This window comes from Sphingomonas sp. IC081 (genome assembly GCF_006874585.1).
GTDB lineage: Bacteria > Pseudomonadota > Alphaproteobacteria > Sphingomonadales > Sphingomonadaceae > Novosphingobium.
Genome location: NZ_CP029761.1, coordinates 3,560,001 through 3,586,665, shown reverse-complemented (window position 1 = coordinate 3,586,665; position 26,665 = coordinate 3,560,001). Strand labels below are relative to the sequence as shown.

24 protein-coding genes (1 of these 24 running past the window's edge) are annotated in these 26,665 nt (G+C 67.1%); 5 read left to right on the top strand and 19 right to left on the bottom strand.

The genetic code is table 11. The annotated features are described in order from the left end of the window. Positions 1-23: 23 nt before the first annotated feature. The 4 genes from DM450_RS16970 to pepN all read right to left on the bottom strand — a co-directional run bounded on the left by DM450_RS16970 (position 24) and on the right by pepN (position 5,622). Positions 24-1,316 carry a cytochrome b gene (locus DM450_RS16970; RefSeq protein WP_142636770.1) on the bottom strand — a complete coding sequence of 431 codons (1,293 nt, stop codon included), beginning with the start codon at positions 1,314-1,316 and terminating at the stop codon, positions 24-26. A gap of 23 nt (positions 1,317-1,339) precedes the next feature. After that, positions 1,340-1,873 (bottom strand): ubiquinol-cytochrome c reductase iron-sulfur subunit, encoded by a 534-nt coding sequence (petA, locus tag DM450_RS16965; RefSeq protein ID WP_142636768.1) that lies wholly within the window; start codon positions 1,871-1,873, stop codon positions 1,340-1,342. Positions 1,874-2,210: 337 nt separating this feature from the next. Beyond that, complete coding sequence (gene pgeF, locus DM450_RS16960; RefSeq protein WP_142636766.1) at positions 2,211-3,023, bottom strand: peptidoglycan editing factor PgeF; 813 nt, start codon at positions 3,021-3,023, stop codon at positions 2,211-2,213. Then, positions 2,989-5,622, bottom strand: coding sequence for an aminopeptidase N (gene pepN, locus DM450_RS16955; protein ID WP_142638053.1), 2,634 nt, complete (start codon positions 5,620-5,622; stop codon positions 2,989-2,991). The genes pgeF and pepN overlap by 35 nt, the downstream gene beginning before the upstream one ends. An 84-nt stretch (positions 5,623-5,706) precedes the next feature. Here pepN and DM450_RS16950 point away from each other — a divergent pair, with 84 nt between their 5' ends. Beyond that, a complete protein-coding gene (locus tag DM450_RS16950) occupies positions 5,707-6,555 on the top strand; it encodes an SDR family NAD(P)-dependent oxidoreductase (protein WP_142636764.1) in 849 nt (282 codons plus the stop codon). On the opposite strand, the gene DM450_RS16945 is transcribed toward DM450_RS16950, so the two are convergent. Both DM450_RS16945 and DM450_RS16940 read right to left on the bottom strand, forming a co-directional pair. Beyond that, positions 6,465-7,382, bottom strand: a complete 918-nt coding sequence (locus DM450_RS16945; RefSeq protein WP_142636762.1) for a DMT family transporter — start codon at positions 7,380-7,382, stop codon at positions 6,465-6,467. The two genes, DM450_RS16950 and DM450_RS16945, sit on opposite strands and share 91 nt — an antisense overlap. Next, on the bottom strand, positions 7,379-8,374 hold the full coding sequence (locus tag DM450_RS16940; RefSeq protein WP_142636760.1) for a threonine aldolase family protein: 996 nt from the start codon (positions 8,372-8,374) through the stop codon (positions 7,379-7,381). The genes DM450_RS16945 and DM450_RS16940 overlap by 4 nt, the downstream gene beginning before the upstream one ends. 62 nt (positions 8,375-8,436) lie before the next feature. Here DM450_RS16940 and DM450_RS16935 point away from each other — a divergent pair, with 62 nt between their 5' ends. After that, positions 8,437-8,727, top strand: a complete 291-nt coding sequence (locus DM450_RS16935; RefSeq protein WP_142636758.1) for a GNAT family N-acetyltransferase — start codon at positions 8,437-8,439, stop codon at positions 8,725-8,727. Positions 8,728-8,876: 149 nt separating this feature from the next. Here the strand turns inward: DM450_RS16935 and DM450_RS16930 are convergent, their stop codons facing one another. The 3 genes from DM450_RS16930 to DM450_RS16920 are packed head-to-tail and all read right to left on the bottom strand — an operon-like array spanning position 8,877 to position 15,161. Then, positions 8,877-12,473, bottom strand: a complete 3,597-nt coding sequence (locus DM450_RS16930) for a hydantoinase B/oxoprolinase family protein (protein ID WP_142636756.1) — start codon at positions 12,471-12,473, stop codon at positions 8,877-8,879. Positions 12,474-12,523: 50 nt separating this feature from the next. Further along, a complete protein-coding gene (locus DM450_RS16925; protein ID WP_142636754.1) occupies positions 12,524-13,741 on the bottom strand; it encodes a M20 family metallopeptidase in 1,218 nt (405 codons plus the stop codon). A 19-nt stretch (positions 13,742-13,760) separates the two neighbouring features. Then, positions 13,761-15,161 carry a lipopolysaccharide biosynthesis protein gene (locus tag DM450_RS16920; RefSeq protein WP_142636752.1) on the bottom strand — a complete coding sequence of 467 codons (1,401 nt, stop codon included), beginning with the start codon at positions 15,159-15,161 and terminating at the stop codon, positions 13,761-13,763. Positions 15,162-15,351: 190 nt separating this feature from the next. On the opposite strand from DM450_RS16920, the gene DM450_RS16915 reads away from it, so the two are divergent. Next, complete coding sequence (locus tag DM450_RS16915) at positions 15,352-16,110, top strand: sugar phosphate nucleotidyltransferase (protein WP_142636750.1); 759 nt, start codon at positions 15,352-15,354, stop codon at positions 16,108-16,110. 238 nt (positions 16,111-16,348) lie between these two features. Further along, positions 16,349-16,624, top strand: a complete 276-nt coding sequence (locus DM450_RS16910) for a histidine kinase (RefSeq protein WP_142636748.1) — start codon at positions 16,349-16,351, stop codon at positions 16,622-16,624. Positions 16,625-16,627: 3 nt separating this feature from the next. On the opposite strand, the gene hemN is transcribed toward DM450_RS16910, so the two are convergent. From hemN to ccoN, 10 genes are read right to left on the bottom strand one after another with little or no spacing between them, the layout of a single operon-like run. Further along, positions 16,628-17,941 carry an oxygen-independent coproporphyrinogen III oxidase gene (hemN, locus tag DM450_RS16905; RefSeq protein ID WP_142636746.1) on the bottom strand — a complete coding sequence of 438 codons (1,314 nt, stop codon included), beginning with the start codon at positions 17,939-17,941 and terminating at the stop codon, positions 16,628-16,630. Between the two features lie 32 nt (positions 17,942-17,973). Then, complete coding sequence (locus DM450_RS16900; RefSeq protein WP_142636744.1) at positions 17,974-18,198, bottom strand: hypothetical protein; 225 nt, start codon at positions 18,196-18,198, stop codon at positions 17,974-17,976. Next, positions 18,195-18,356: a cbb3-type cytochrome oxidase assembly protein CcoS gene (gene ccoS, locus DM450_RS16895; protein WP_142636742.1), complete on the bottom strand. Its 162-nt coding sequence runs from the start codon at positions 18,354-18,356 to the stop codon at positions 18,195-18,197. The genes DM450_RS16900 and ccoS overlap by 4 nt, the downstream gene beginning before the upstream one ends. Further along, the gene (locus DM450_RS16890) at positions 18,353-20,488 is read right to left on the bottom strand and encodes a heavy metal translocating P-type ATPase (protein ID WP_142636740.1); all 2,136 of its coding nucleotides are present in this window, start codon (positions 20,486-20,488) and stop codon (positions 18,353-18,355) included. The genes ccoS and DM450_RS16890 overlap by 4 nt, the downstream gene beginning before the upstream one ends. After that, positions 20,485-20,940: a FixH family protein gene (locus DM450_RS16885; protein WP_142636738.1), complete on the bottom strand. Its 456-nt coding sequence runs from the start codon at positions 20,938-20,940 to the stop codon at positions 20,485-20,487. The genes DM450_RS16890 and DM450_RS16885 overlap by 4 nt, the downstream gene beginning before the upstream one ends. After that, positions 20,937-22,391, bottom strand: a complete 1,455-nt coding sequence (gene ccoG, locus DM450_RS16880; RefSeq protein ID WP_142636735.1) for a cytochrome c oxidase accessory protein CcoG — start codon at positions 22,389-22,391, stop codon at positions 20,937-20,939. The genes DM450_RS16885 and ccoG overlap by 4 nt, the downstream gene beginning before the upstream one ends. After that, positions 22,388-23,290 (bottom strand): cytochrome-c oxidase, cbb3-type subunit III, encoded by a 903-nt coding sequence (ccoP, locus tag DM450_RS16875; protein ID WP_142636733.1) that lies wholly within the window; start codon positions 23,288-23,290, stop codon positions 22,388-22,390. The genes ccoG and ccoP overlap by 4 nt, the downstream gene beginning before the upstream one ends. Continuing rightward, positions 23,283-23,453: a cbb3-type cytochrome c oxidase subunit 3 gene (locus DM450_RS16870; RefSeq protein WP_142636731.1), complete on the bottom strand. Its 171-nt coding sequence runs from the start codon at positions 23,451-23,453 to the stop codon at positions 23,283-23,285. Before DM450_RS16870 ends, ccoP begins: the two co-directional genes overlap by 8 nt. After that, the gene (gene ccoO, locus DM450_RS16865) at positions 23,450-24,199 is read right to left on the bottom strand and encodes a cytochrome-c oxidase, cbb3-type subunit II (protein WP_142636729.1); all 750 of its coding nucleotides are present in this window, start codon (positions 24,197-24,199) and stop codon (positions 23,450-23,452) included. Before ccoO ends, DM450_RS16870 begins: the two co-directional genes overlap by 4 nt. Positions 24,200-24,224: 25 nt before the next feature. Then, positions 24,225-25,883 carry a cytochrome-c oxidase, cbb3-type subunit I gene (gene ccoN, locus DM450_RS16860; protein ID WP_142636727.1) on the bottom strand — a complete coding sequence of 553 codons (1,659 nt, stop codon included), beginning with the start codon at positions 25,881-25,883 and terminating at the stop codon, positions 24,225-24,227. Positions 25,884-26,115: 232 nt separating this feature from the next. On the opposite strand from ccoN, the gene DM450_RS16855 reads away from it, so the two are divergent. Then, a protein-coding gene (locus tag DM450_RS16855) for an OmpW/AlkL family protein (RefSeq protein ID WP_142636725.1) crosses the window boundary here: on the top strand, positions 26,116-26,665 show its 5' portion. It continues 149 nt past the right edge of the window; only the first 550 of its 699 coding nucleotides appear in the window; it begins with the start codon at positions 26,116-26,118; its stop codon lies beyond the right edge, outside the window.

Genomic DNA, 26,665 nt, shown 5'->3' with positions numbered 1-26,665 from the left:
TCGTCTTTCGTTCCAGCTGTTGATCAGGCTTCCGGCGCGGCGGCGGGAGCGAGCTTGGCTTCTTCATCCGCGCCGAGAACGGCCTCGGTGATGGAGAAGGGCAGCGGATCCGGCTTCTCGATGGCCGAGACGATCGGGATGATGATCAGGAAGTGCGCGAAGTAGTAGAGCGCCGCAAGCTGGCTGATCATGACGTAGGGCTCCGCCGCCGGGGCGCCGCCGCACTTGAACAGCACCAGCATGTCCAGCACCAGGATCCAGAAGAACTTGCGGTAGAGCGGGCGGTAGGCCCCCGAACGCACCGGCGACTTGTCCAGCCAGGGCAGGAAGAACCACACTATGATCGCGCCGAACATCGCCAGCACGCCCATCAGCTTGGCCGGGATGAACAGGAAGTCCTGGGTGAAGGCGCGCAGGATCGCGTAGAATGGCCAGAAGTACCATTCGGGGACGATGTGTGCCGGCGTGCTCATCGGGTTGGCCGGAATGTAGTTGTCCGGGTGGCCGAGGTAGTTCGGGAAGAAGAACACCGCCGCGCAGAACAGGATCGCGAAAGCGCCGATCGCCCAGCCGTCCTTGGCGACATAGTAGGGATAGAAGGGAACCGTGTCGCTCTTGCTCTTCACCTCGACGCCGGTCGGGTTCGACGAGCCGGGAATGTGCAGGGCCCAGATGTGCAGGATCACCACGCCCAGGATCACGAAGGGCAGCAGGAAGTGGAGCGAGAAGAAGCGGTTGAGCGCGGCGTTGTCCGGCGCGAAACCGCCGAGCAGCCACTGCTGGAGCGGCTCGCCGATGAAGGGAATGGCGCTGAACAGGCCGGTGATGACCTTGGCGCCCCAGAAGCTCATCTGGCCCCACGGCAGCACGTAGCCCATGAAAGCGGTGGCCATCATCAAGAGGAAGATCACCACGCCCAGGAGCCACACCATCTCGCGCGGGGCCTTGTACGAACCGTAGAAGAAGCCGCGGAAGATGTGGATGTAGATGACCACAAAGAAGGCCGAGGCGCCGTTGGCATGGGCATAGCGCATCAGCCAGCCCCAGTTCACGTCGCGCATGGTCTGCTCGATGGTGTCGAAGGCCACGGCGGTGTTGGCCGCATAGTGCATGGCCATGACGACACCGGTGACGATCTGCAGCACGAGGCAAAGCCCCGCAAGGAAACCGAAGTTCCAGAAATAGTTGAGGTTGCGTGGGACCTCGTAGCCGCCACCGACCGCGTTGTAGACGAGGCGGGGGATGGGAAGCTTTTCATCCATCCACTGCATGAAGGGGTGGCTTGGCGTGTACTGCTTGGCCCAGGGAAAGCTCATTTTCGTTATCCTCTCGCTTCGCCTCAGCCGATCTTGACGACCGTGTCAGTGGAGAATTCGTATGCCGGAACCTCGAGGTTCTTGGGCGCGGGGCCCTTACGGATACGGGCGGCGGTATCGTAGGAAGAGCCGTGGCAGGGGCAGAAGTAGCCGCCGAATTCGCCGCGCGGCTCCCCCTCCCCGGCGCCCAGCGGCACACAGCCCAGATGGGTGCAGACCCCCATGGTGATCAGCCAGTTCTCCTTGCCTTCCTTGGTCCGCTCTTCCAGCGTCTGCGGATCGCGCAGGCTGGAGACGTCGACCTTGTTGGCTTCCTCGATCTCGTGAGGGGTGAGGTTGCGCACGAAGACCGGCTGCTTGCGAAAGATCGCCTTGATCGCCTGTCCCGGCTGGATCGAGGAAATGTCGACTTCCGTGGAGCTTGCGGCAAGCACGTCTGCCGAAGCGGACATCTGGCTGACGAGCGGAACGACCACCCCGACGCCTGCAACTCCCGCCGCGCTTACTGCGGCGATATTGATGAAATCGCGCCGGCGCACGCCGTCTGCCTCAGCCATGTTTGCCCTTGCCCTACGTTATTGACTTGTTCTTATCGACAACCCGCCCCGGCATAATCCGGAAAACGAGCCCAGATCCTGACCACATTCTGTTTTCTAGTCTGGTATCCCCCGCAGAGGGTCTGGATATCCGGACACATCGCTGTGCCTGCCCCGGATCGAATACCGACCTAATTGGGCTGATATACACGAAAATCCAGCAAGCCAATCGCCTTTTTGGCACGACGATGGCACGAACCGGGCCCGCCGATCGGCACTGCGGCGAGCAGGCGCGAAAATCCGGCGACTCGGGGAACGCACCGCAACCTCGCGGAGGCGGCATCGATCCCCGGGGCGATCAGGCCGCAGCGATCAGCGAGAACTGCCGCCCGTAGCTCGCTTCATGGCGGTGCGTCGCGCGGCGAAACGAATAGAATCGCTCCGGCTGCGCATAAGTATCGAGGCCAAGACACTCGACCCCGGCGATTCCGGCTGCGCGCAGACGCGCGGCGACATAAGCCTCGAGATCGAACTGCCAGTGCCCGGCCCGCCCTTCGGCAAAAAAGGCATCGTTGCGGGCGGCCTCAGACAGGAAACGCGCGCGAAACCCATCGTCCACCTCATAGGAAACCGCAGCGATACAGGGGCCGACAGCGGCCACGATGCGTGACGGTTCCGCGCCAAGCGCCACCATCGCCGCAATCGTCCGGTCCGTCACCCCCGCGACCGCTCCTTTCCAGCCGGCGTGGGCGGCACCGACCACGCCCGCCTCGCGGTCGGCCAGCAGGACCGGTGCGCAGTCCGCCGTCAGCACCCCCAGCACCACGCCGGGACGGTCGGTGACGAGGGCATCGGCATGCGGCCGCTCGGCATCGCTCCAGGGATCTGCGTCCACCACCACGCAATCGGGCGAATGGACCTGGTAGAGGCTCGCCAGCCGCCCGCCCGGCAGTACCGCTTCGACCGCACGGCGGCGGTTCTCGGCAATCGCCTCCGGATCGTCACCCGAGCCGAGGCCGACGTTGAGCCCGGAAACCTCCCCAAGGCTCACCCCGCCGCGGCGGCCGAGGAAACCGTGCGGCAGACCTTCGAGCAGCCCGGCGCGATGGACTTCGACGGTTTGGAACGGGGCGGGCTCAGCCAAGGCTCTTGCCCACCTGTTCGCGCACATCGCGCGAGAGTTCGCCCTGCGCCATGATCTCTTCCAGTTCGGCGCGCATCATCGCCGCGCGCACCGGTTCGATCCGGCGCCAGCGGCCGAGATGCGGAACGAACCGCGCAGTCGTCTGCGGATTGAGCGGGTCGAGGCGGCGGATCAGGTCACCGATCAGGCGGTAGCCCTCGCCGCTCACATCATGGAAACCCTTGGGATTGAGCGCCAGCGACATGAACAGAGCCCGCACCCGGTTGGGGTTGGACAGCGTGAAATCGGGATGCCCGGCCAAGGCCTTCACATGGTCCAGGACCTGCGGGTGGAAGCAGCTTGCCTGAAGCTGGAACCACTTGTCGATCACCAGGGCATTGCCCTGATAACGCTGGTGGAAGTCGGCGAGGGCCTCGTCCCGCTCGGGACCCTCGAGGTTGCACAGGACGGTGAGCGCAGACTGGCGGTCGGTCATGTTGTCGGCCGCGCGGTACTGGGCGATGGCGCGGGCAGCGCCCTCGGCGGCATCCCCCGAGGCGATCAGGATCAGCGCCTGCGCCTTGGCCTTGCGGGCCCCGCGTGCTGCCGCATCGCGGCCATAGGACACCGCCGAAACGCGGTCGTGCAGCGCCTTGAGTTCACTTGCCAGTTCACCGCCCAGCCAGTGCTTGAGCGCCTCGCGCTCCTCGTGGATCGCGTATGGATCGGCCACCAGCACCTGCTCGGACAGGTAGGCGACGGTCGGCAGCATCATCAGTTCGCCGCGCATCAGGTCGTCCAGCGCCTCGTCGGCGATGATCGCGGCAAAGCCCTTGCCGATGGCCGCGCGCCCGGCGGCCCGGTCGGCATCCGCCAGCCCGCCGCCCACGGCCGCGACAAGGTGCTGGACGACCAGGCTCTGCATGGCCTCGTAGCGGGCAAAGGGATCGTCATCGCGCGCGGCAAGGAACACCAGATCCTCGGCATCGCGTTCGAACTCGATGGCGACAGGGGCCGAGAAGCCGCGGTTGATCGACAGCACCGGCAGGCGCGCGAAACCTTCGAACGTGAAGCTGTCCTCGGCCTTGTCGAGCACGATCAGCCGCTCGCCCGCATGGGTGCCGGTATCGCGGTCATAGAGCGCGATGCGCAGCGGGATCGGCATTGGCTGCTTGTCCGGCTGCCCCGGCGTGGCGGGGACGGTCTGCGCCAGGGTCAGCGTCGCCACATCGCCCTCGTAGGTGAGCGAGACCGCGACTTGCGGTGTGCCGGCCTGCGAATACCACAGGCGGAACTGCGTAAGGTCCAGCCCGGCGCCCTGCTCGATCGCCTTGACGAAGTCCTCGCACGTCGCCGCCTCGCCGTCGTGGCGGTCGAAGTAGAGGTCGGTGCCCTGCCGGAACCGTTCGGTGCCTGCCATCGTCCGCATCATGCGGATCACCTCGGCGCCCTTGTTGTAGACGGTCGCCGTGTAGAAATTGCTGATTTCCTGATAGGAATCGGGGCGGATCGGATGGGCGAGCGGGCCCGAATCCTCGGGGAACTGGCCGCCCCGCAGGGTGCGCACATCCTCGATCCGCTTGACCGGCTCGCTGCCCATGTCGGCACTGAACAGCTGGTCGCGCAGGACCGTGAAGCCCTCCTTCAGCGAAAGCTGGAACCAGTCGCGGCAGGTCACGCGGTTGCCCGACCAGTTGTGGAAGTATTCGTGGCCGATCACGCTCTCGATCCCGTCGTAATCGGCATCGGTGGCGGTTTCCGGCTCGGCGAGGACGTAGCGGGTGTTGAAGACGTTGAGGCCCTTGTTCTCCATCGCCCCCATGTTGAAGTCCGACACGGCAACGACATTGAACAGGTCGAGGTCGTACTCGCGCCCGAAGGCCTCTTCATCCCACTTCATCGAGGCGATCAGCGAATCCATCGCATGCTGCGTGCGCTGCTCGTCGCCCGCGCGGACCCAGATGTTGAGATCGACCTTGCGGCCGGACAGCGTGATGAACTGCGCATGGTTGGCCACCAGGTCGCCCGCCACCAGCGCGAAAAGATAGCTCGGCTTGGGCCAGGGATCGTGCCATTCCGCCCAGTGCGTGCCGTCGGCATTCTCGCCCGTGGCGGTGCAGTTGCCGTTGGAAAGCAGGATCGGGAACTGCGCCTTGTCGCCGGCCATGTGCACCGAATAGGTCGAGAGCACGTCGGGGCGATCGGGGAAAAAGGTGATGCGGCGGAAACCCTCGGCCTCGCACTGGGTACAGAGCATGCCGTTCGACGCATAGAGGCCCATGAGCTGGCTGTTGCCCGCCGGGTTCATTGCCGTTTCGACTTCGACCTCGTGCGCCTCGCCCGAAAGCGCCACCAGCAGGTCGGGACCGTCGAGCCGCCAGTCGTTCACCGCCTCGCCGTCGACCCGCACGGCAAGCGGGGCGATCTGGTCGCCGTTGAGGCGCAGAGTCGAACTGCCCTCGCCGGCCGGATTGCGCGTGACCGAGAGCTTCGCAGTCACATGCGTGGCATCGATGCCCAGCCGGAAGTCCAGCGCGATCTGCGGCACCAGCCATTCGGGCGGCCGGTAATCCTCCCGGCGGATCACGGGCGGCGCCGTGATGGCGGGAGCAGCTTCGGGGTGGGCGGCGTTGCTGGCGATGTCCATAAGCATCGAGTTAAGCCCCCCGCCTTGCGATTGCCAGCCGTGCCGCTACGAATCCGCGGCGATTTTTGAGAGAAAGCAAAAGCGATGCCGCCCCGCCTGTTCATCTTCGGCCTTGGCTATACCGCCTCTGTGGTGGCCGCGCGGCTGTCCCGCATGGGCTGGGAAGTGATCTCCACCGGCCGCGACGGCACACTTTCCTTCGAGGACGAGGGCAATGTGCGGCTCGCGCTGGCCGATGCCGATCATGTGCTCTCCTCGGTCCCTCCGGGAAGCGAAGGGCGCGGCGAACCGCTCGATCCGGTGCTGGAGCGTTATGGCGACGCGCTGAAGGGCAAGGCGCTGTCCTACCTGTCCTCCACCGGCGTCTATGGCGATGCCGGCGGCGCCTGGGTGGACGAGAGCGCCCCCATCGGCACAGGCCGCCGTACCGAGCGGGCGCAGGCGGACCACGAATGGCTCTCGCTGGGGGCGCGGGTCTACCGGCTACCCGGGATCTACGGCCCGGGCCGCTCCATGCTCGACCGCGTGCGCGAGGGCCGGGCGCATCGCATCGACCTGCCCGGGCAGGTGTTCAGCCGCGTGCACGTGTCGGACATCGCCTCGGGCGTGATCGCGGGGCTTCAGGGCCCCGCAGGAGCCTACAACCTCGCCGACGACCTGCCCTGCGCCCAGAACCGGGTGGTGGAGGAAGCCTGCCGCCTCACCGGCGCGCCGCTGCCCCCTTTGCAGACGCTGGAAGAAGCCGCGCTCTCCCCGATGGCGCGGGCGTTCTATGCGGAGAACCGCCGCGTCGCCAATGGCAAGGCGCGGCAGGTACTCGGCTGGAAACCGCGCTTTGCGACTTACCGCGAAGGGCTGCGCGACATCAGCGCCACCACCAGCCCCACCGTTGCCAGCCCGGCTCCGGCAATTGCCAGCGGCGACCAGCGGTAGCCCTCGAACAGCGTCGAGATGAACATGGCGATCACGATCACCGCCACGCCGTTGTAGGCCGCCTTGCCCGCCCCAAGCTGGCGGATCAGCGTGTAGTAGAGCGGGAACGTCACCACCGAGCCGAGAATGGCGAGATAGGCCGTGCCCATCCAGTAGCGCGCATCGTGCGGGATCACCGGCGGGCCGGCGAAGACGAGCGCCAGAAGCACGTCGCAGATCGTGCCGTAGAGCATCGCCCAGGACAGCAGGCTTACCATCGGCAGCGCCCTGCCGGTATCGTTCGCCTGAATCACGTTCGAGACCGAGGCGCACATCATCGCGATCAGCGCAAAGACGGTGCCCAGCACCACCTTGCCGCCCAGCGGCGCCTCATGCGCCTCGTGAAGCAGGAGCAGCGCGAGCCCCCCGATGGCGATCAGACTGCCGACGGCGAAGCGCAAGGTGATCGGCTGCTTCAGCAACACCCGCGCGAGAATTGCGTTGGGCACCAGCAAGAGCCCGATCATGACCGCGACGATGCCCGAAGTCAGGTGCATCTCCGCCCGATACACGAAGTTGTAATTGCCGCAGAACTGCGTGAGGCCGACCGCGAAAGCCAGCAATTGCCCGGCCTTGCCCAGCTTCAGGCTCTTGCGCATGGCAATCGCCACAAGGAACATCGCCGGCGTCGCCAGTGCAAAGCGCCACGCCACCGACCAACTGGCCGGCACCGCGCCGATCTGCCCGGTGATGACGAACCAGGTCGATCCCCAGATCAGCGCCACCAACAGGAACGGCAGCGCCACCGCCGGCTTGAGGAAGCTCGGCGCGGTATCGGCACCGCTCACAGCGCGGCAATCGCGCGGGCGAGTGCACAGACGTGCTCTTCGCGGGCATCCCAAGCGGTCACGAGCCGGGCCGCATCATCACCCCAGTCGTAGAACTCGAAGCCCTGCGCCCGCAGCGCCGCACGTTCGGCCGCGGTGGAACTGAGGAAAATCTCGTTCGCCTCGACCGGGTGCAGCAGGCGCGTGCCAGCGGCGGCGGCGATCTCGGAAGCGGCAGCATTGGCGGCGCGCGCATTGCCTAGCCAGAGGTCGCCTTCCAGCATCGCCAGAATCTGCGCGGCGAGATAACGCCCCTTCGATTGCAGATGCCCAGCGCGCTTGCGGCGGAAGCGGACCTTGTCGGCCATCGCCGGGTCGAAGAAAACGATGGCCTCGGCGCTCATCGCCCCGTTCTTGACCATGCCGAAGCTCAGCGCATCGACGCCCAGCGCCGCATCCGCCGCGCTGCCGCCGAGGAACGCCACGGCATTGCCGAAGCGCGCGCCGTCCATATGCAGACCGAGCCCCTTGCCCTTCACGAAGGCGGAGAGCGCGGCCAATTCCTCGGGCCGATAGACGCAGCCATATTCGCTGGCCTGCGTAATCGAGACGGCATGCGGCTGCACCTGATGCACGCCGTCGCGGATCGGGTCGATCACGCGGGCAATCGCCTCGGGTGTGATCTTCGCGCTCTCACCATCGGCCAGCAGCAGCTTGGCGCCGTGAAGATAGAAGCCGGGCGCGCCGCCTTCGTCCATCTCGATATGCGCCTCCCGGTGGCAGATCACCGCGCCATGCGGCTCGACCATGGCCGAAAGCGCCAGACAGTTCGCCGCCGTGCCCGTCGCCACCCAGAGCGCCGCGCAGTCACGCCCGAACAGCGCGGAAAAGCGCGCGTCCAGCGCCTTGCTGAGACCGTCGCCATCGTAAGGCGAATCGGGCTCGTCGGCAGCCTTCATGGCATCCCAGACCCTCGGGTGGACCCGTGCGGCGTTGTCGGAAAGGAACTTCATGGCCATATGCCCTAGAGCGGACACACTTGCCGTCAAGCAGACCTTTTCAGGAGCCCTCACATATGGTCGGCGTGACTATCACTGCGCATGAAAACGGAAATTCCGGCGAGTATGTCGCCCACGTCGCCGACAGCGATGCCACCGGGCGCCTTGTTTGGGCGCAACGCGACGGCATTCGCTATGCCGAGCATACGCTGGTGCCGCCCGCGATCGGCGGACGCGGCGTGGCTGGCCGACTGGTAGAGGCGATGGTGGCCGACGCGCGGGAGAACCACTTCAGGATCGGCCCTTCTTGCAGCTACGTCGCCGCCGCGTTCAAACGGCACCCCGAGTGGGCGGATGTGAAGGCCTGAGGCGCGCCAACGCTACCGTTCCCCGCCAAAGTCCCGTCGCCATCGTAAGGCGGGGGCCCCGCTTTCCCTGTGCGCGGCCTGAAAGAACAAGCGGGATCCCCGCCTTCGCGGGGATGACGAGGTAGGGGTGGGGAGAGTGGGGCCCGGATTTACTGCCCTCGCCCAAATCCCCCGCCGCCCGGCGTCTCGATCACAAACACATCCCCCGGCCCCAACTGCGCCGTGGCGGTCGCGCCCAGTTCCTCGACCGAGCCATTGGCCCGCTTGATCCGGTTCCGTCCCGGTTCGCCATCCGCACCGCCCGAAAGGCCGAAAGGCGAAGTCTTGCGCCGCTGCGAGAGGATGCCCGCCTGCATCGGCTCCAGAAAGCGCACGCGCCGGGTGGCGCCATCGCCGCCCTTGTGCGCGCCCGAACCGCCCGAGCCGCGCCGGATCGAGAACTCCTCCAGCAGCACCGGATAATTGCTTTCCAGCACCTCGGGATCGGTGAGGCGGCTGTTGGTCATATGGGTCTGCACCACCGGCGTGCCGTCAAAATCCGGCCCCGCGCCGGAACCGCCCGAGATCGTCTCGTAATACTGATAGCGGGCGTTGCCGAAGGTGAAGTTGTTCATCGTCCCCTGCGAAGCGGCCATGGCACCCAGCGCGCCAAACAGCGCATCGGTGATCGCCTGACTCGTCTCGACATTGCCCGCGACCACGGCAGCCGGAGCCCTGGGATAGAGCATCGAGCCTTCCGGCACGCGCAAGGTGATCGGCCGCAGGCAACCCTCGTTCATCGGCACCGCATCATCGATCAGCGTGCGCACGACATAGAGCACGGCCGCGCGCACCACCGGCAGCGGCGCGTTGAAATTGTCGGGAAGCTGGGCGCTGGTGCCGGCGAAGTCGATCGTCGCCCCGCGCGCCATGCGGTCGATGGTCACCGAAACCGCGATCTCGGCGCCGTTGTCCATCGGCACGCGGAAATGGCCTTCCTGAAGCCGCTCGATCAGCGCGCGGACGGCCTGTTCGGCATGAGCCTGCGCGTGGGCCATATAGGCGTCGACTACCTCGCGCCCCTGCTCACGCGCGACGCGGCGAAGTTCAGAGGCGCCGCGCTGACAGGCGGCGAGCTGAGCGCGCAAGTCGGCAAGGTTCTGCTCGATGGCGCGCGAGGGGTGCGGGCCGGAGCCCAGCAGATCGCGCAGCGGTGCCTCCAGCAGCGTGCCGCGATCGACCAGCAGCACGTTGTCGATCAGCACGCCTTCCTCACCCAGCGAACGCGAGCCCGGCGGCATCGAGCCGGGACTGATCCCGCCGATGTCGGCATGGTGCCCGCGCGCGGCGACGAACCACGCCGGAACCGTCTCGCCCTCGATAAACACGGGCATGACCACGGTAATGTCGGGCAGATGGGTGCCGCCATCGTAGGGCGCATTCAGAACGTAGGCGTCACCGGGCAGAATGCCGCGTCCGTCCTTCGCGTCCCCGCGCCGCTGGAGGATCGTACGCACGCTCTCCCCCATCGAGCCCAGATGCACCGGCATATGCGGCGCATTGGCGACGAGATTGCCCTCCCGGTCGAACAGCGCGCAGGAGAAATCCAGTCGCTCGCGAATGTTCACCGAACTGGCCGAGTGCTGGAGCGCGGCGCCCATTTCCTCGGCAATCGCCATGAACAGCGCGCCCATGATTTCGAGGCGCACCGGATCGCATTCGGTCGAGAGATCGGCCTGCACCTGCTGCGGCGCATCACGGGTGAGAATCAGGTTGCCGACATGATCGACACGTACCCGCCAGCCGGGTTCGACGACAGTCGTGGAGACGTCATCCACCACCAGCAGCGGACCATCGGCTGTAAAGCCCTCCGCGAGCCCCTCGCGCAGATAGAGCGGCACGCGGTGGTGTGCGCCCTGCGTCCAGAGACCGACCTGTTCGGCCGCAGGCGAGGACTCTGCGGGAAGAACCAGCGTCGCGCCGCCACCCGAATGCCCCGCATGGACCGCCTCCACCCGCAGCGTTTCGCCGATGAGCTGCTCGCCCGCGCCGAAGCCGAAGCGCTGGTGCCAGCCGGCACGGAAGGCCTCCCGCATGGCATCGAGCGGGCCGACCGGCACTTCGATGGCATTGTCGCTGCCCTTGGGACGCACGGCGAGGGCCGCCTCGATCGCGATCTCCTCCGAAGCGATGCCCTGCGCGGCGAGCGCCGCCCGTGCCTCATCGCCAAGAGCCTCAACGGCCGCATCGAGTGACGTCATGGCGTCACCCTCCAGCGGCAGCGCCAAAGTGCGCTGGCGCAACATTCGCCGATCCGCAAGGCCCATGCCGTAGGCCGAGAGCACCGAGGCGAGCGGGTGGCACAGCACACTCGTCACGCCCAGCGCATCGGCCACCTTGCAGGCATGCTGGCCGCCCGCGCCGCCAAACGTCACCAGCGCCGCGCGGGTCATGTCGTGGCCGCGCCGCAGCGAGACGGTCTTGATCGCATTGGCCATGTTGGCGACGGCAATTTCGAGGAACCCTTCCGCCGCCTGCTCGCGCGTCAGTTCGCGCCCCGTAGCGGCGCGGACTTCAGCCAGGACTTCGTCCATCCGCGCCTCGGCCGCGGCAAGGTCGAGCGGTTCGTTGCCTTCGGGGCCGAAGACATGCGGGAAATGTTCGGGACGCAGCTTGCCGAGCAGCAGGTTGCAATCGGTCACCGCCAGAGGGCCGCCGCGCCGGTAGCAGGCCGGGCCGGGCACCGCGCCGGCGCTCTCCGGCCCGACGAGGAAGCGTGCGCCGTCGAAACGGCAGATCGATCCGCCGCCCGCCGCCACCGTCTCGATCCGCATCATCGGCACGCGCACGCGGGCACCGGCCACGCGCGTCTCGCTGTCGCGCTCATAGGCGCCGGCATAGTGCGACACGTCGGTGGAGGTGCCGCCCATGTCGAAGCCCAGCACGTGATCGAACCCGGCCTCCTTGGCGATGGCCGCCATGCCGACGATGCCCCCCGCCGGCCCGGACAGGATCGCGTCCTTGCCGGCAAAGGCATCACCCGTGGTGAGCCCGCCGCTCGACTGCATGTAGAGCGCGGAGACCTTGGGTCCCAGCCCCGCCTCCAGACCCGTGACATAGCGGGCGAGCACCGGCGAGAGGTTGGCGTCCACCACCGTGGTATCGCCGCGCGCGATCAGCTTGATCAGCGGGGCGACTTCGTGACTCACCGAGACCTGCGTGAAGCCGATCTCCCGCGCGAGATCGGCCAGCGTCGCCTCATGCGCCTTGTGGCGATAGCCGTGCATCAGCACCACGGCCACGGCGCGCAGCCCCGCGTCGAAGTGGCGCTGCAGGCCCGCGCGCGCGGCCTCCAGATCGAGCGGACGATGAACGGCGCCATCGGCCCCGACGCGCTCGTCGATTTCCAGCACGGCGGAATGGAGCGGCTCGGGCAGGACGATATGGCGCGCGAAAATGTCGGGCCGTTCCTGCGTGCCGATCTTCAGCGCATCGCCGAAGCCGCGCGTGATCGCCAGCAGCACCGGCTCGCCCTTGCCTTCGAGCAAGGCGTTGGTGGCAACGGTGGTGCCAAGGCGCAGTTCGGATTCGGGAAGCGCGCCCTTGCCGGTGCCGGTCAGCCGCCGCATCGCCTCGACAGCGGCATCGTCATAACGGCCGGGATCTTCGGAGAGCAACTTCAGCCGCTCGAACCGCCCATCGGGCGCGCGCGCCACGACGTCGGTAAAGGTGCCACCACGATCGACCCAGAATTGCCATGTGCTCATGGCCCCGCTTCATGACGGCGGGGGCGCCATGAGGGAAGGCCAAAAGTGCCTCAGCCGAAACCGCGCTCCAGCCAGTTCTGCGCCAGACCTGCCAGGAAGGCCGCGCCGCGCGGCAGCACGGATTCGTCGACCATCATCTTGGTCGAGTGGATGCCGCAGCAATGCTGCCAGTCCGCCCCCTCATGCGCGACGCCAAGGAAAAACATCGCGCCGGGCACCTTTTCAAGCACGTAGGCAAAGTCCTCCGCGCCCATGATCGGATCGGGCAGACGGCGGAACGCGCTCGGCCCGAACAGTGCCTGCGCCACGCCTTCCCCGAAAGTCACCGCGCGGGGATCGCACATGGTCACCGGGAAACCTTCGCGGATGGTCACTTCCCCGGTGAGGCCGTGCGCCGCCGCGATGCCGGAGACAAGCCGGGGCAGCTCCTCCTTCAGTCGCGCGCGGGTGTCCGCCGAGAGCGTGCGCATCGTGCCGGTCAGCCGGGCACTGTCGGGAATGACGTTGTGGGCGCTGCCCGCCTCGATCTTCGCGATGGTCACCACGACCGGATCGAACACGCCGTAACGACGCGCCACCATGGTCTGGATGGCCATCACGATCTCGCAGGCGACCGGCACCGGATCGGCCGTGTCATGCGGCATCGAGGCATGGCCGCCGCGCCCGGTGACGGTGATGCGCAGTTCGTCGGCCGCCGCCATCAGCGGCCCGGCGCGCCCGGCGACCAGACCATGCGGCGCATTGGGCATGATGTGCAGCGCAAAAGCGGCACCGGGCAGCGGACGGTCCAGCCCTTCGCCGCCCAGCAGCCCGTCGTTGAGCATGAAGCGGGCACCGTGGTGGCCTTCCTCGCCCGGCTGGAACATGAAGCGCACTTCGCCCTTCAGCCGCTCCGCCTGTCCCGCAAGGATCTCGGCCGCCCCCGCCAGCATGGCGACGTGGGTGTCGTGGCCGCAGGCGTGCATCACCCCGGGAACGGTCGAGGCGAAGGGCAGCCCGGTTTCCTCCGGCATCGGCAGGGCATCGGTATCGCCGCGCAGCAGGACCGCTCCGCCTTCTCCCGCACCGCCTTTCAGCGTGGCGACGAGGCCGGTGGTCGATGGCCCTTCGCGCCATTCGAGCGGCAGGTGAGCCAGCGCTGCGCGGATCTTGTCGCGCGTTTTCGGGTTGTGCAGCCCGATCTCGGGCTCGGCATGAACCGCACGGCGCAGGGCAACGATGCGGTCGGACAGGCGGGAGGCTTCACGCGTCAGGAGATCAGCAGACATCCCGCCATGATACCGCGGGTTAGCCGGCTGTCGAGCCGGGTTCGCCCGCCCCCGCCCCCGTTGCCGCTTCCGCTTCCGCTTGCGGATCGATGATGCTGATCTGCTTGCGATCGATGAGGTTGAGCGTGTGCCAGGCCATCGCCCCCATCGCGAGGTAGGAGACCGCGCCCGCCAGCGCCACGGCCCAGGCCGCACCGCTGGGCCCGAGCGGAATGAAGAACACCATGCCCAGCGCCAGGGCGACCACCGAAAGCAGGCGCGCGATCAGCGAGTGCTGCGCGCGGCCGGTGGAGTGCAGCACCGGCTCGAAAGCCACGCTGGCGAAATCGAAGCAGGCCCCCACAGTCAGCGGCACGAGGATCGCCTCGCCGCGCTCGAACACGTCGCCGCCGATGATTGCCAGCAGTTCCTTGCCGAGCAGGATCGCCACCGTCACCACGACGACGCCGCCGATACCGGCGATCTTGCTGGTCTGCATCGCCAGCTTGCGGAACTCGTCGGCCTGCGAGGAAACGCGGGCGCGCGCCACTTCGGCGTAGACCGAGCGGGTCAGCAACGAGGACAGCTTGGTGAGCGCCTGCGACAGCTGCGAGGCCAGCCGGTAGAGACCCGCCGCCTTGGTGCCGACCCAGGCACCGACGACCAGCAGCGGGCCGTTCTTGACCGCGGCATCAAGCGTCGAGCCGACATAGGTGACCATGAAGAAGCGGCCGATGCCGGGGTTTTCGGCCAGCGCCTGGCGCCATTGCAGCGCCGTGCGCCAGTTCACCGCCGCGGGCGCGAGCCGGCGTGCCATGATCCAGTAGAGCAGCGCCTCGAGCAGGTCGATCGCCGCCCAAGCGAACAGGAAGCGACCCACCGTCGGCCCCGTCAGCCAGATCACCACGGCGGCGATGAGACGCCCGGTGGGCACGATCGCCTCGACGTAGACGGCCATGTCGAAGCGGTGCAGCGCACGCACGATCCCGGTCGGCGCCGAAACCAGCGCCCATAGCGAGGCACAGCAGAACCAGAAGGCCACGTCCATGTACTGGGGATTGAGCTCCAGCATATGCGCAAAGCCGTAGATCAGAATCGCGGCAAGCCCGCAGCCCATGACCGCGCCCAGCGCATCGAGCACCCCGCACAGCATGCCGAGACGCCCGAACTTGCCCCAGTCCTGGTTGTGGACATGCTCGCTGCCGTACCGCACGACCACGCGCCAGGTCTGGAAACCGGCAATCGCGATGAGCGCCTGCGCGGTGCCGAAGATCAGCGAGAAGTGCCCGAAATCCTTGAGCCCCAGCGTACGCGTGAGGATGGCGAGATAACCGATGCCGCATACCGCGCCGAACCCCTTGCCGCCCAGCAACCAGGCGGTGTTCTGAAGGATCCGGCCCAGTGGAGAGCTGCTCTCTTTGGGTGGGCGTTTGGGAGACATTGAGCCTGCATTGGACGAGGGGAAGGCGACTTGCAAGCCAGTCGCCTAATCCCGATTGCCCTTGCATGAACGTCAACCGCGCAAACCGCGCAGGCTTGCCTGCCCCGGCCCTTCACGCCGCACCTTTCCCTTTTGCCCCGCGATCACTAGATGCTGACCCATCTCCCCCGTGAACATGAATGTGAACCCGATGATCGAACACGCCATTCTTCTCAGCGCCGGCCAGGGCTCGCGCCTGCTTCCGCTCACCGCCGAGCGCCCCAAGTGCATGATCGACTTTTCCGGGCGCTCGCTGATCGAATGGCAGATCGAGATGCTCGCACGCGGCGGCGTCAAGCGCATCGACGTCGTCACCGGCTTCATGACCGACATGCTCGAAGACCACCTCCAGTCGATCAAGGACCCGCGCGTCGAGATCACCGTGCGCTTCAACCCCTTCTTCAAGGTGGCGGACAACCTCGGTTCATGCTGGATCGCCCGCGAGGCGATGCGCGGCGATTTCCTGATCCTCAACGGCGACACGCTGGTTTCGGAAGAGATCGTCCACAAGGTCCAGCAGGGCGCGACCGACAAGGACGGCAATCTCTGGCCGATCGCGGTCACCGTCGACGTCAAGCAGGACGGCTACGACAGCGACGACATGAAGGTGGAGCGCACCGGTGACGGCCGTCTCGTCCACATCGGCAAGACGCTGACCGCCGAGCAGTCGAATTCCGAATCGATCGGCTTCCTTGCCTTCCGCGGCGAAGGGGCGGACCTGTTCCGCGAAACCGTACGCCAGGCGATGCGCACCCCCGAAGGCGTTCAGCACTGGTATCTGAAGGTGATCGATTCGATCGCGCCCACCGGCAAGGTCGGCACCAACTCGATCGAGGGCATGAACTGGGCCGAAGTCGACTTCCTCAACGACATCGAGATCGCAACGAAGCTGACCGACACCTGGGCGTAAAAAGGGCCTGCCCCCGGGAACCGGAAGCCGAAAAAATGGGCGGTCCCGAAAGACCGCCCTGTAAGTTGGGGAGAAGCGGTTCGCACCATCCGCCGTGGCGGGTGGTGCAAGACCGGCAGGCATTTCTCTTGCAGGCATTCCGGATTTCGCCATTGATCGCGGTCAAATTGGAGCAGCGCTTTCGATTTATCGACCGCTGCTCTTAAAATCCGCGGGTCACCGCCGTCCTTGCGCGCCTATGGACGCCCATCGTTTCAAGCCGACACCGGTCCCCCGCGCGCGCCGGCGCGGGCAGCTCACCCGCTTCACCCTGACCGACTCGCAAGGGCAGCCGATCGAAGTGATCGTCCGCGACATCTCCGCGCGCGGGCTGAGCGCTGCCGCCTTGCGGGAAGCGCCCGCGCTGAATGCAGTGGTGCGGGCAAAGCTGGAGGATGGGCGCGAACTGTGGGGCCTCGTGCGCTGGGCCGAGGGCAACCTGTTCGGCGTGGAGTTCGAAACGCCGGCGGCGTGAGGGTCACACCGCCGAACTGAAGCGCCGCAGCGAATCCTTGCGATAGGGATCGAATCGCGCCGCGATCGAACGTGCATAAGGCAAACCGTCGGGCGCGATCACCAGATCGTCGCCATCCCCTTCGCACAGGCCGGCGGCAAAATAGGGTGCGAGCATGGGCCAGGCCTCACGCCGCAGGTCCTGGTCGATATGGGCGCGGCCACGGCACAGCAGATCCTCGATCACCTTCCCGCGCCGCCGGTCCTCGGCGCCGCGCAGAATGCCTCGGTCCGCACTCAGGCGGTCCTGCGACAGCATCATCCGATAGCGCCCGGTGTTCTTCTCGTTCTGCACCAGAAGCCCGGGGAAGCTGCTGATCGCCGAGGCGCCGAGGCCCACGAGGACCGGCGCCTGGTCCTCGGTGAAGCCCTGGAAATTGCGGTGCAGCCGCCCCGACAGCGCGACCTGTGCGATCGCATCGCCCGGCTTTGCGAAGTGATCGAAGCCGATCGGAACATACCCCGCCTCGACCAGGAAGAGGTAACCGAACGCCGCCATGGCAAAGCGCACTTCCGCATCGGGCAGGTCGGCGGCATCGATCTTGCGCTGGCGCGCGATCAGGTGCGGCACATGGGCATATCCGAACAGGGCGATACGATCGGCACCCAGGGCAACCGTGCGTTCGAGCGAATCGCGCAGGTCCGCAAGGGTCTGGCCGGGCAACCCGTACATCAGGTCGAAGTTGATCGAACCGACACCCGCGCTGCGCAGCATCGCCGTGCCCGTCTCGATCATCGCGGCCGGCTGCACGCGGCCGATCGCCGTCTGGAGTGCGGGCGCAAAGGTCTGCACGCCCATGCTCGCGCGGCTGATGCCGACAGAGGCGATCACCTCAGCCCATTCCGGCGTCAGCGTGCGCGGGTCGAGCTCGATCGAGATGACCGGGCTGGATGCGGCAAAATGCAGAGTCAGCTCATCGACGAGCCGCACGAAGGCAACTGGCGAGATCCCGTTGGGACTGCCCCCGCCAAAGGCGATGCGGGCGATCCGCGCGGTCTTGGGCAGCAGTTCGGAAACCAGCGCGATCTCGCGGTGCAGCGCATCGAGATAGCTCGCCACCCGGTCGGACAGATTGGCGACGCTGGTGTTGCAGCCGCAATACCAGCAGATCTTCTCGCAGAAGGGGATGTGGACGTAGAGCGAGACTTCGCCCTTCGTCTCCTCCAGCGCGGAGACCAGTTGCGATGCCCCCACGCCCTCGCCGAACTCCGCAGCGGTGGGGAAGCTGGTGTAGCGCGGCACGGGAACGGCCAGCAATTCGGGATGATAGGTCCACATGCAGGGGAGAATCACTCACCTGCCGGGAATCGTCATTGCGCTCGATCAAGACGCTTGCGCGAGGAACCGGTGTGGCAGCCCTTGGCGCAGCACGGGCCCTGCTGCGGTCCTGGCGGCGCGTCGACGGGCTGCACCGGAATCGAGGCCATGCCGCCCCCGCACAGCGGCGCGGCGAGCGCACGCGCCTCGGCCTCGAGCGGGCCGATCATGGCCGGCACCATCGCCAGCGTGCCGAACAGGGCCAGTGCCGCCTTCACGTCGCCCCTTCCCCGTCACTGTCCTCCTCGATCAGGATGCGCTGGGCGGCACCGTCGAGATCCTCGAACTGGCCGCTGCGCATCGCCCAGAAGAACGTGCCGAGCCCGGCCAGCCCCATCGCCAGCGCCAGCGGGATCAAGACCCCGACAATGTTCATGCGCCCTCCTTCCCGGCACTGCGGGCGAGCCGCAGCGAATTGCCGACCACCAGCAGCGAACTGGCCGACATCGCCAGCGCTGCCACCAGCGGGGTGACGAAACCGCAGATCGCCAGTGGCACCGCCAGCATGTTGTATAGCACCGCCAGCGTGAAATTCTGCCGTACAATCGCCATTGTCCGCCGCGCGACCCGCACCGCCAGTGCCACCGGCATCAGCCGCTCACCGACAAAGACGGCATCGGCCGCCTGCTGGCTGACGTCGCTGGCGCTGCCCGGCGCGATCGAGACATGGGCACCGGCCAGCGCCGGACCGTCGTTGAGGCCGTCGCCGACCATCAGCGGACGATGGCCCGAGGTCTTGCGGCGCTCCAGCAAGGCCAGTTTGCCCGCGGGCCGCATTCCGGCCGCCGCGAAAAGGTGCAGTTCACGCGCCACCGCCGCGACCGATTCGGGCCGGTCCCCGGAGGCGATCGAACAGGCCAGCCCCTGCCCGGAAAGCGCCGCCAGCGTTGCCTGCACGTCCGGGCGCAGCGGATCGGCAAAGGCGATACGCGCTGCCTTGCCCGCGATCACCAGATCCGCGGCCAGCCCGGCGACTTCGCTTTCCGGCCGGAGCAGCGCCACCGGCCTGCCCCGGAAGTGCGCGCTCATGCCCTGCCCGGCGGTTTCCTCGACACCGTCAAGCACCGCCGGTTCGACGCCCTCTTGCCGCAGCGCCCGGGCGAGCCCCCGGCTCAACGGGTGGCGGCTCTCCTGCGCCAGCGCCAGCGCGATCCGCCGCGCCTCCTCGCCCAGCCCCGACAGGTCCACCGGGCGCGGTTCCCCCAGCGTCAGGGTGCCGGTCTTGTCGAAGATCACCTCGTCGACTTCGGCCAGACGCTCCAGCGCCGAACCATCCTTGATCAGCAGGCCCCGCTTCATCAGCGCACCGGCCGCCACGACTTGCGCGGCCGGCACCGCGAGGCCCAGCGCGCAAGGACAGGTGATGATCAGCACGGCGACCGCGATGAGCAGCGCCTGGTGGAGCCCCGCCCCCGCCAGCAGCCATCCGCAGAACGACAGGAAAGCCAGGCTATGGACCGCCGGGGCATAGAGCCGCGCCGCCCGGTCGGCGATGCGCACGTAGCGCGAGCGCGACTGTCCCGCCTCGTCCATGAGCCTGGCGATATCGGCCAGCGCGGTGTCGCGCGCGGCCGCCACCACCGTCAGCCGCACCGGATTGCCGAGGTTGACCATGCCCGCATGGACGAGATCGCCCGCCACCGCAGGTCTCGGCGCGCTCTCGCCGGTCAGCATCGCAGCATCGACCAGCGTGCGGCCTTCGAGCACGGTGCCATCGGCCGCCAGCGCCTCGCCCGCCGCCACCAACATGACCATGCCGGGCACGATGCGCTCCGCCTCGACATAGAGCGTCGAACCGTCGGGCTGGACGATCTGCGCGCCGCGCCCCATCCGCCCCAGCAGCGCGGCGATCCCCGAGCGGGCCCGGCTGCGCATCATCGCGTCGAGCGCGCGGCCCGCGAGCAGGAAGAACAGCAGCATGACGGCGCCGTCGAAATAGGCATGCGGGCCGTTCGTCGCCGTCTCGTAGAGGCTGAGCACGGTCGCCAGGACCACCCCGATCGAGATCGGCACGTCCATGTTGGTGCGCCGGTGCCGCAGCGCCATCAGCGCCGAAGCGAAGAAGGGCCGCCCTGCATAAGCGATCACCGGCACCGCGATCAGCGCCGAAAGCCAGTGGAACAGTGCCCGCGTCGGCGCATCCGCGCCCGACCAGACCGAGACCGAGAGCAGCATGATGTTCATCATGCCGAACCCGGCAACGGCCAGGGCGCGCAGCAGACGCTTGGTTTCCGCATCGTCGCGGGCGAGCGGATTGTCGGCGGCGCGTTCGGCCTCGAAGCCGAGCTTGCGCAGTTCGGCGATGATCGCCTCGCCGGTCAGGTCCGGCGCATGGCTGACCGCAACCCGCTTGGCCGAGAAATTGACCCGCGCCGCCGCTACCCCCGGCACCAGCGCAAGCCCGCGCTCGACTTTACCGATGCAGCCCGCGCAGCGCATGCCGGGCACCGTGAAGCGGCTGTCGATGCATGGCCCGGCGGCTTCTGGACGGGGCAGCGGCGCGTTCATGCCACCGGTTCCTCGACGCGCCAGCGGCGGCCATCGACCTCGACCTCGAATCGCAGCGTCCAGCGCCCGGCAGGCAGCACCTCCCGGCTCACGAAACGCCCGCCGCCGTCGCTGCCGAAGGTCAGCGGGGTATCGGGCAGGCGGCCGAGCGGATGCCGCGCCTGGGCCTGCAGGCGCGCTCCGGCGGGAACCCCGCGCAGTTCGGCCCGCACATGGCCGTCGCCCGTGCGCCGGGCCGCCAGCGTCCAGCCCAGCGCCCTCTCGCGCGCGGCTTCGTCCAGCCAGCGGTTGAAGTCCTGGCTGGCGACATAGGAATTCTCCACCACCTCGCCGCCGAAAGTCGAGAGCGCCAGATGCGCCATGGTGAAGTTGACCGCGATCACCACGCCGAACCCGGCCACGAGGATCGCCGCCATGTGCCGGCCGGTGAAAGGGGATGCGGGCGGAGTCATGAGGCACCTCCGGGGCTGTCGAACTGGGCGGGCGCCGCGGCCTGCTCGCGCGCCTGCGCCTCGGCCTGCACGTGGAAGCGGAATTCCTGCGCGGCGGACGTTGCAGGGGCGACCACATAGAGGCGCAGTACGCGCGTCTCGTCGGCGGGCACTTCGCGCACGAGGCGCGGTGCGGCAGCCACGCGCGCCATGTCGTCGCTCCACATCCGCGCGCCCGGCAGCCCCTCGATCGAGATCGTCATGCGGCGCGGGCGGCCCTCCATGTTGCGCAGGCGCAGGGTATAGGCATTGCGCACCGAACCGTCGCTGAGGAGGATGTACGAAGGGTTGCGGTCCTTGGCGACAGTCAGCCCGGTGTGCACGCGGGTGCCCAGCAGGAACAGCAGCGCGAGGCCGATGCCCGCCCAGACCGTGAAGTAGACGATCGTGCGCGGGCGCCAGATCAGCTTGAGATGACGGCTCGGCGGCTGCCCGGCCTTCTCTCGCTCGGCATCTTCCAGCGTTGCGTAATCGATGAGCCCGCGCGGCCGGCCGACCTCCTTCATCACCCGGTCACAGGCGTCGATGCACAGCCCGCAGGTGATGCAGCCGACCTGCGGGCCCTGCCGGATGTCGATCCCGGTGGGGCAGACCGCGACGCACTGGTTGCAGTCGACACAGTCGCCGCAGCTGCCGGGCCGGGCCAGCGCCTTCTTGAGGCTGGCCCGCGGCTCGCCGCGCCAGTCCTTGTAGGTGACGGTCAGGCTTTTCTCGTCGAGCATCGCCGTCTGGATGCGCGGCCAGGGACACATGTAGATGCAGACCTGCTCGCGCATGAAGCCGCCGAGCACGAATGTCGTGGCGGTCAGCACACCGACGGTGGCGTAGGCGACAGGCGCGGCGCTGCCGGTCCAGAACGCGTGCTGGAGCCTCGGCGCATCGGCGAAGTAGAAGATCCAGGCGCCGCCGGTGGCGAAGCTGATGACGAGATAGATCGCCCATTTGAGTAGCCGCCGGGCGATCTTGGCCCCGGTCCACGGCGCCTTGTAGAGGCGCAGGCGGGCATTGCGATCGCCGTCGATCAGCCGGTCGACATGCTGGAACAGGTCGGTCCAGACCGTCTGCGGACAGGCATAGCCGCACCACGCCCGGCCCACCGCCGAAGTCACCAGGAACAGGCCGATGCCCGCCATGATCAGCAGACCGGCGACAAAGTAGAACTCGTGCGGCCAGATCTCGATGCCGAACATGTAGAATCGGCGATGGGCAAGATCGACCAGCACCGCCTGGTCCGGCGCATAGGGCCCGCGGTTCCAGCGGATCCACGGCGTGATCCAGTACACCGCCAGGCACAGCGCCATGACCGCCCACTTGAGCCGCCGGAACCGGCCGTCGATGCGCTTGTTGAACACCGGCTCACGCCGGGCGTAGAGCGACACCGGCGCCGGCTTCACGGGCCCGGGACGGTTCATGGGTCTTGCGGCTGCTCAGGCGCGGCAAAGGCCTCGCCGCCGCCCAGCGAGTGGACGTAGGCCGCCAGCATCTTGATCGTCACCGGATCGAGGCGGGTGCCCCAGGCCGGCATGACGCCCATGTGCGGGTGTGAAATCTGGGCCACCACCTCGTCGCGGCTGCTGCCGTCGAGCCAGATCGCGTCGGTCAGGTTCGGCGCGCCGAACTGGCGGCTGCCCTTGCCATCGGTGCCGTGACACACCGCGCAGTTGGTCGCGAACACGTCCTTGCCCCTGCCCGAGGATGCCCCGGGATGCTCCCTGCGCCCCAGCACCAGTACATAGCTGGCGACATCCTGGATCTGCGCCGGGGTCAGCAGGGCATCGCTGCCGAAGTTGGGCATCTGGCTCATGCGGGTCTGGTCGTCGCCGGGCTGGCGGATGCCATGGATCAGTGTCTGCTCGATGGTCCTGAGGTCGCCGCCCCAGAGCCAGTCATCGTCGTTGAGGTTGGGGAAGCCCTTCGAGCCTGCCGCCCCGGCGCCGTGGCACTGCACGCAATTGACCTTGAAGGCCGCCGCACCGCCGGCCACCGCCGCGCGCATCAGCGCGGGCTTGGCGGGCAGCTGCTCGAGCGGCGTCGCGGCGATCTGGGCGCGCATCCCGGCGCGGGCCTCCTCGGCGGCCTGCAACTCGCCGCCAAGCTGCTTGCGGCTCGACCAGCCCAGCAGGCCCTCGCTGGCATGGCTGATGCCCGGCAGCGCCGGATAGGCGATCACGTAGCCCAGCGCGAAGACGATCGTCGCGTAGAAGGTCCATAGCCACCAGCGCGGCAGCGGGGTGTTGAGTTCCTCGATCCCGTCCCATTCATGGCCGACGGTCTCGGTCTGCGTGGCTTCGTCGATCTTCCTGTCAGCCATCGTTCTCGTCCTCGAAGATCATCCGCGCGGCCGCTTCGTTGCGTTCGCGCAAGGCCCCGCGGAAGGGCCAGGCGACCAGCACGAGGAAGACCACCCCCATCGCCACCAGCCCCCAGCTGTCGGCGAGATGGCGCAGCATGTCGTAAGTGGAGTGCGTGCTCATCGGCCGTGCTCCGCGGCGAGTTCCTCCTGCGCGGCGGCGCCGTTGACGTCGACCATGGTGCCCAGCACCTGCAGGTAGGCGACCAGCGCATCCATCTCGGTGAGACGCCCGGGATCGCCGTCGAAATCGCGGACCTGGGCCTTGGGATAACGCGCCGCGAAATCGCCCTGGTCGGCTTCCGGGTCGGCCTGGGCCTTGAGGTCGGCGGCGGCCATGGCGACGTCCTTGTCGCTATAGGGCACGCCGACATGGCGCAGCGCGGTGAGGTTGGCCGCAATGTCGGGCACCTCGAGCGCGTTCTTCGCAAGGAAGCCGTACTTGGGCATCACGCTTTCGGGCACCACCGATTCGGGATCGGTGAGGTGCTGGACATGCCAGCCATCGGAATACTTGCCGCCGACACGGGCAAGGTCCGGCCCGGTGCGCTTGGAGCCCCACTGGAACGGATGATCGTACATCGATTCAGCGGCAAGCGAGTAGTGTCCGTAACGTTCGGTCTCGTCGCGGAACGGGCGGATCATCTGGCTGTGGCAGACGTAGCAGCCCTCGCGCACATAGATGTCGCGGCCCGCCTGTTCGAGCGGGGTATAGGGCCGCATGCCCTCGACTTTCTCGATCGTGTTGTCGATCCAGAACAGCGGGGCGATCTCGACGATGCCGCCGATGGCGACGGCGACCAGCGCGCAGACGCCGAGCAGGGTGACGTTCTTCTCGAGCGTCTTGTGCCGTTCGGTCATGGAAGTCATGGCTGAGGTTCCCTGTTGGGCTGGCTTATTCGGCCGCTGCCGGGACATGGACGATCGGGCGGTCCCTGGCCGGATCGAAGGCGGCATCGCGCATCGGGGCTTCCTCGCGCAGCTTGCCGAGGATCGTCGCCCAGACGTTCACCACCATGACCACCGCGCCCGAGAGGTAGAGCAGGCCGCCGAAGGCGCGCAGCATGTACATCGGGTGGAGCGCCGCGACGCTGTCCGCGAAGGAGTTCACGAGGTAGCCGTCCGCGCCGTATTCACGCCACATCAAGCCCTGGGTGATGCCCGCCACCCACATCGAGGCGGCGTAGAAGACGATGCCCACGGTGGCGAGCCAGAAGTGCCAGTTGACCATGCGCAGCGAATAGAGCCGCTCACGACCCCAGAGGCGCGGCACCAGGTAGTAGAGCGCCCCGAAGGTGATCATCCCGTTCCAGCCCAGCGCGCCGGAATGGACATGCCCGATCGTCCAGTCGGTATAGTGCGAGAGCGAGTTGACGCTCTTCACGCTCATCATCGGGCCCTCGAACGTGCTCATGCCGTAGAACGCCAGCGCCATCACCATCATGCGGATGATCGGATCGGTACGCACCTTGTCCCAGGCGCCGTTGAGCGTCATCAGCCCGTTGATCATGCCGCCCCAGCTCGGCATCCACAGCATGATCGAGAAGACCATGCCCAGCGTCTGCGCCCAGTCGGGCAGCGCGGTGTAGTGGAGATGGTGCGGACCCGCCCAGATGTAGAGGAAGATCAGCGACCAGAAGTGGATGATCGAGAGCCGGTAGGAATAGATCGGGCGCTCGGCCTGCTTGGGCACAAAGTAGTACATCATCGCCAGGAAGCCGGCGGTGAGGAAAAAGCCCACGGCATTGTGCCCGTACCACCACTGCACCAGCGCGCCCTGCACGCCGCCGAACAGCGGATAGCTCTTCGATCCCAGCAGGCTGACCGGCACGTCGAGGTTGTTGACGACGTGCAGCATGGCAACGGTGATGATGAAGGCGAGGTAGAACCAGTTGGCCACGTAGATATGCGGCTCGCTGCGCTTGACCACGGTGCCGACAAAGACCGCGAGATAGCAGACCCATACGATCGTCAGCCACCAGTCGACATACCATTCGGGCTCGGCATATTCCTTGCCCTGGGTGCTGCCGAGCAGATAGCCGGTAGCGGCCAGCACGATGAACAGCTGGTAGCCCCAGAACACGAAACGGGCGAGCCCTGGAAAGGCAAGCCGGGCACGGCAGGTCCGCTGCACCACGTAATAGCTGGTCGCGATCAGGGCATTGCCGCCGAAGGCAAAGATCACCGCGGACGTATGCAGCGGGCGCACCCGCCCGAAGTTGAGCCAGGGTTCGAGGTTCAGCACCGGCCAGGTCAGCTGGAGCGCGATGAACAGTCCCGCGGCAAAGCCGGCCATGCCCCAGAACACCGTGGCGATCACGCCCCAGCGGATCGGGTCGTCGTCATAACGGCCCTCGTCCGGCATCTTGAGGAAGCCACGCGCGATTCCGGCGTAGTCCGCCCCGCTCACCGTGACACACAGGGCAATAAAAGCCGCCAAGCCAACAATTGCCATGTGAATAGAGAAATTTCGGTCCGCCGCCCCTGCAGCAGCCATTATGGCAAGAAACAGCACGGCAAGCCAAAGGCCTGCCCTCCCCAGTACCGTTGTCATGGGCCTTCTCTTTTTTCGAGGCAGTTACGAAACCTGAAGCGCAGATGAACGCTAACATCGCCGGCGACATTGACGCGAGTCAAATTTCCCTGACTTTCAGGTCAATTCGAAATTTTGCGGATTTTGCGCACAATCAATTCAATCAGGCGGCAAGACGCCCAAAAGCATGACCGCAGCCGCTCAAGAGGGGGGATCGCACGGTGCGGCCCCGGCGGCGATGGAAAGAAGAGACATGCGTAAACGGACCATGCTCGCAGCGCTCGCTGTCGCCAGCGCGATCACCACTCCGGCGCTCGCCGGCAGCCCCGATGGCAAGTGGCAGGTCAAGGTGCTGGGCAGTGCCGTGCTTCCCGACGGCGGCATCGACAAGATCAAGTCGATCGACACCGACACCACGCTCGGCAGCACGCTGGCATCGCTCGACAGCGTCGGCACCAAGGCCAACGACAATGTCGTGCCCACGCTCGCGGTCGAATACTTCTTCAACAAGACCTTCTCGGTCGAGACGATCTGCTGCTTCACCCAGCATCACGTGAAGGGCACCGGCGACGTTGCCGGCGCCGGTCTCGTCAACCACGTGCTGATCCTGCCCGCCACGGTGACCGCCAAGGCGCACCTCGACACCGGGACCCCGTTCAAGCCCTATGTCGGTGCCGGTCCGGCCTGGTTCTTCGTGTTTGACGAAAAGCCCGGCGAAACCGCCAAGGCGCTGGGCGTCGACAAGGTGAAGATGTCGAACAAGGTCGGCTTTGCACTGCAGGGCGGCGTCGACATCGCGATCA

What these genes read in the sequence shown, in the direction of transcription:
- DM450_RS16970 (WP_142636770.1), bottom strand. Translation starts at nt 1,316, where the DNA reads ATGAGCTTTCCCTGGGCCAAGCAGTACACGCCAAGCCACCCCTTCATG.
- petA (WP_142636768.1), bottom strand. Translation starts at nt 1,873, where the DNA reads ATGGCTGAGGCAGACGGCGTGCGCCGGCGCGATTTCATCAATATCGCC.
- pgeF (WP_142636766.1), bottom strand. Translation starts at nt 3,023, where the DNA reads ATGTGCGCGAACAGGTGGGCAAGAGCCTTGGCTGAGCCCGCCCCGTTC.
- pepN (WP_142638053.1), bottom strand. Translation starts at nt 5,622, where the DNA reads ATGGACATCGCCAGCAACGCCGCCCACCCCGAAGCTGCTCCCGCCATC.
- DM450_RS16950 (WP_142636764.1), top strand. Translation starts at nt 5,707, where the DNA reads ATGCCGCCCCGCCTGTTCATCTTCGGCCTTGGCTATACCGCCTCTGTG.
- DM450_RS16940 (WP_142636760.1), bottom strand. Translation starts at nt 8,374, where the DNA reads ATGAAGTTCCTTTCCGACAACGCCGCACGGGTCCACCCGAGGGTCTGG.
- DM450_RS16935 (WP_142636758.1), top strand. Translation starts at nt 8,437, where the DNA reads ATGGTCGGCGTGACTATCACTGCGCATGAAAACGGAAATTCCGGCGAG.
- DM450_RS16930 (WP_142636756.1), bottom strand. Translation starts at nt 12,473, where the DNA reads ATGAGCACATGGCAATTCTGGGTCGATCGTGGTGGCACCTTTACCGAC.
- DM450_RS16925 (WP_142636754.1), bottom strand. Translation starts at nt 13,741, where the DNA reads ATGTCTGCTGATCTCCTGACGCGTGAAGCCTCCCGCCTGTCCGACCGC.
- DM450_RS16920 (WP_142636752.1), bottom strand. Translation starts at nt 15,161, where the DNA reads ATGTCTCCCAAACGCCCACCCAAAGAGAGCAGCTCTCCACTGGGCCGG.
- DM450_RS16915 (WP_142636750.1), top strand. Translation starts at nt 15,352, where the DNA reads ATGATCGAACACGCCATTCTTCTCAGCGCCGGCCAGGGCTCGCGCCTG.
- DM450_RS16910 (WP_142636748.1), top strand. Translation starts at nt 16,349, where the DNA reads ATGGACGCCCATCGTTTCAAGCCGACACCGGTCCCCCGCGCGCGCCGG.
- hemN (WP_142636746.1), bottom strand. Translation starts at nt 17,941, where the DNA reads ATGTGGACCTATCATCCCGAATTGCTGGCCGTTCCCGTGCCGCGCTAC.
- ccoS (WP_142636742.1), bottom strand. Translation starts at nt 18,356, where the DNA reads ATGAACATTGTCGGGGTCTTGATCCCGCTGGCGCTGGCGATGGGGCTG.
- DM450_RS16890 (WP_142636740.1), bottom strand. Translation starts at nt 20,488, where the DNA reads ATGAACGCGCCGCTGCCCCGTCCAGAAGCCGCCGGGCCATGCATCGAC.
- DM450_RS16885 (WP_142636738.1), bottom strand. Translation starts at nt 20,940, where the DNA reads ATGACTCCGCCCGCATCCCCTTTCACCGGCCGGCACATGGCGGCGATC.
- ccoG (WP_142636735.1), bottom strand. Translation starts at nt 22,391, where the DNA reads ATGAACCGTCCCGGGCCCGTGAAGCCGGCGCCGGTGTCGCTCTACGCC.
- ccoP (WP_142636733.1), bottom strand. Translation starts at nt 23,290, where the DNA reads ATGGCTGACAGGAAGATCGACGAAGCCACGCAGACCGAGACCGTCGGC.
- DM450_RS16870 (WP_142636731.1), bottom strand. Translation starts at nt 23,453, where the DNA reads ATGAGCACGCACTCCACTTACGACATGCTGCGCCATCTCGCCGACAGC.
- ccoO (WP_142636729.1), bottom strand. Translation starts at nt 24,199, where the DNA reads ATGACTTCCATGACCGAACGGCACAAGACGCTCGAGAAGAACGTCACC.
- ccoN (WP_142636727.1), bottom strand. Translation starts at nt 25,883, where the DNA reads ATGACAACGGTACTGGGGAGGGCAGGCCTTTGGCTTGCCGTGCTGTTT.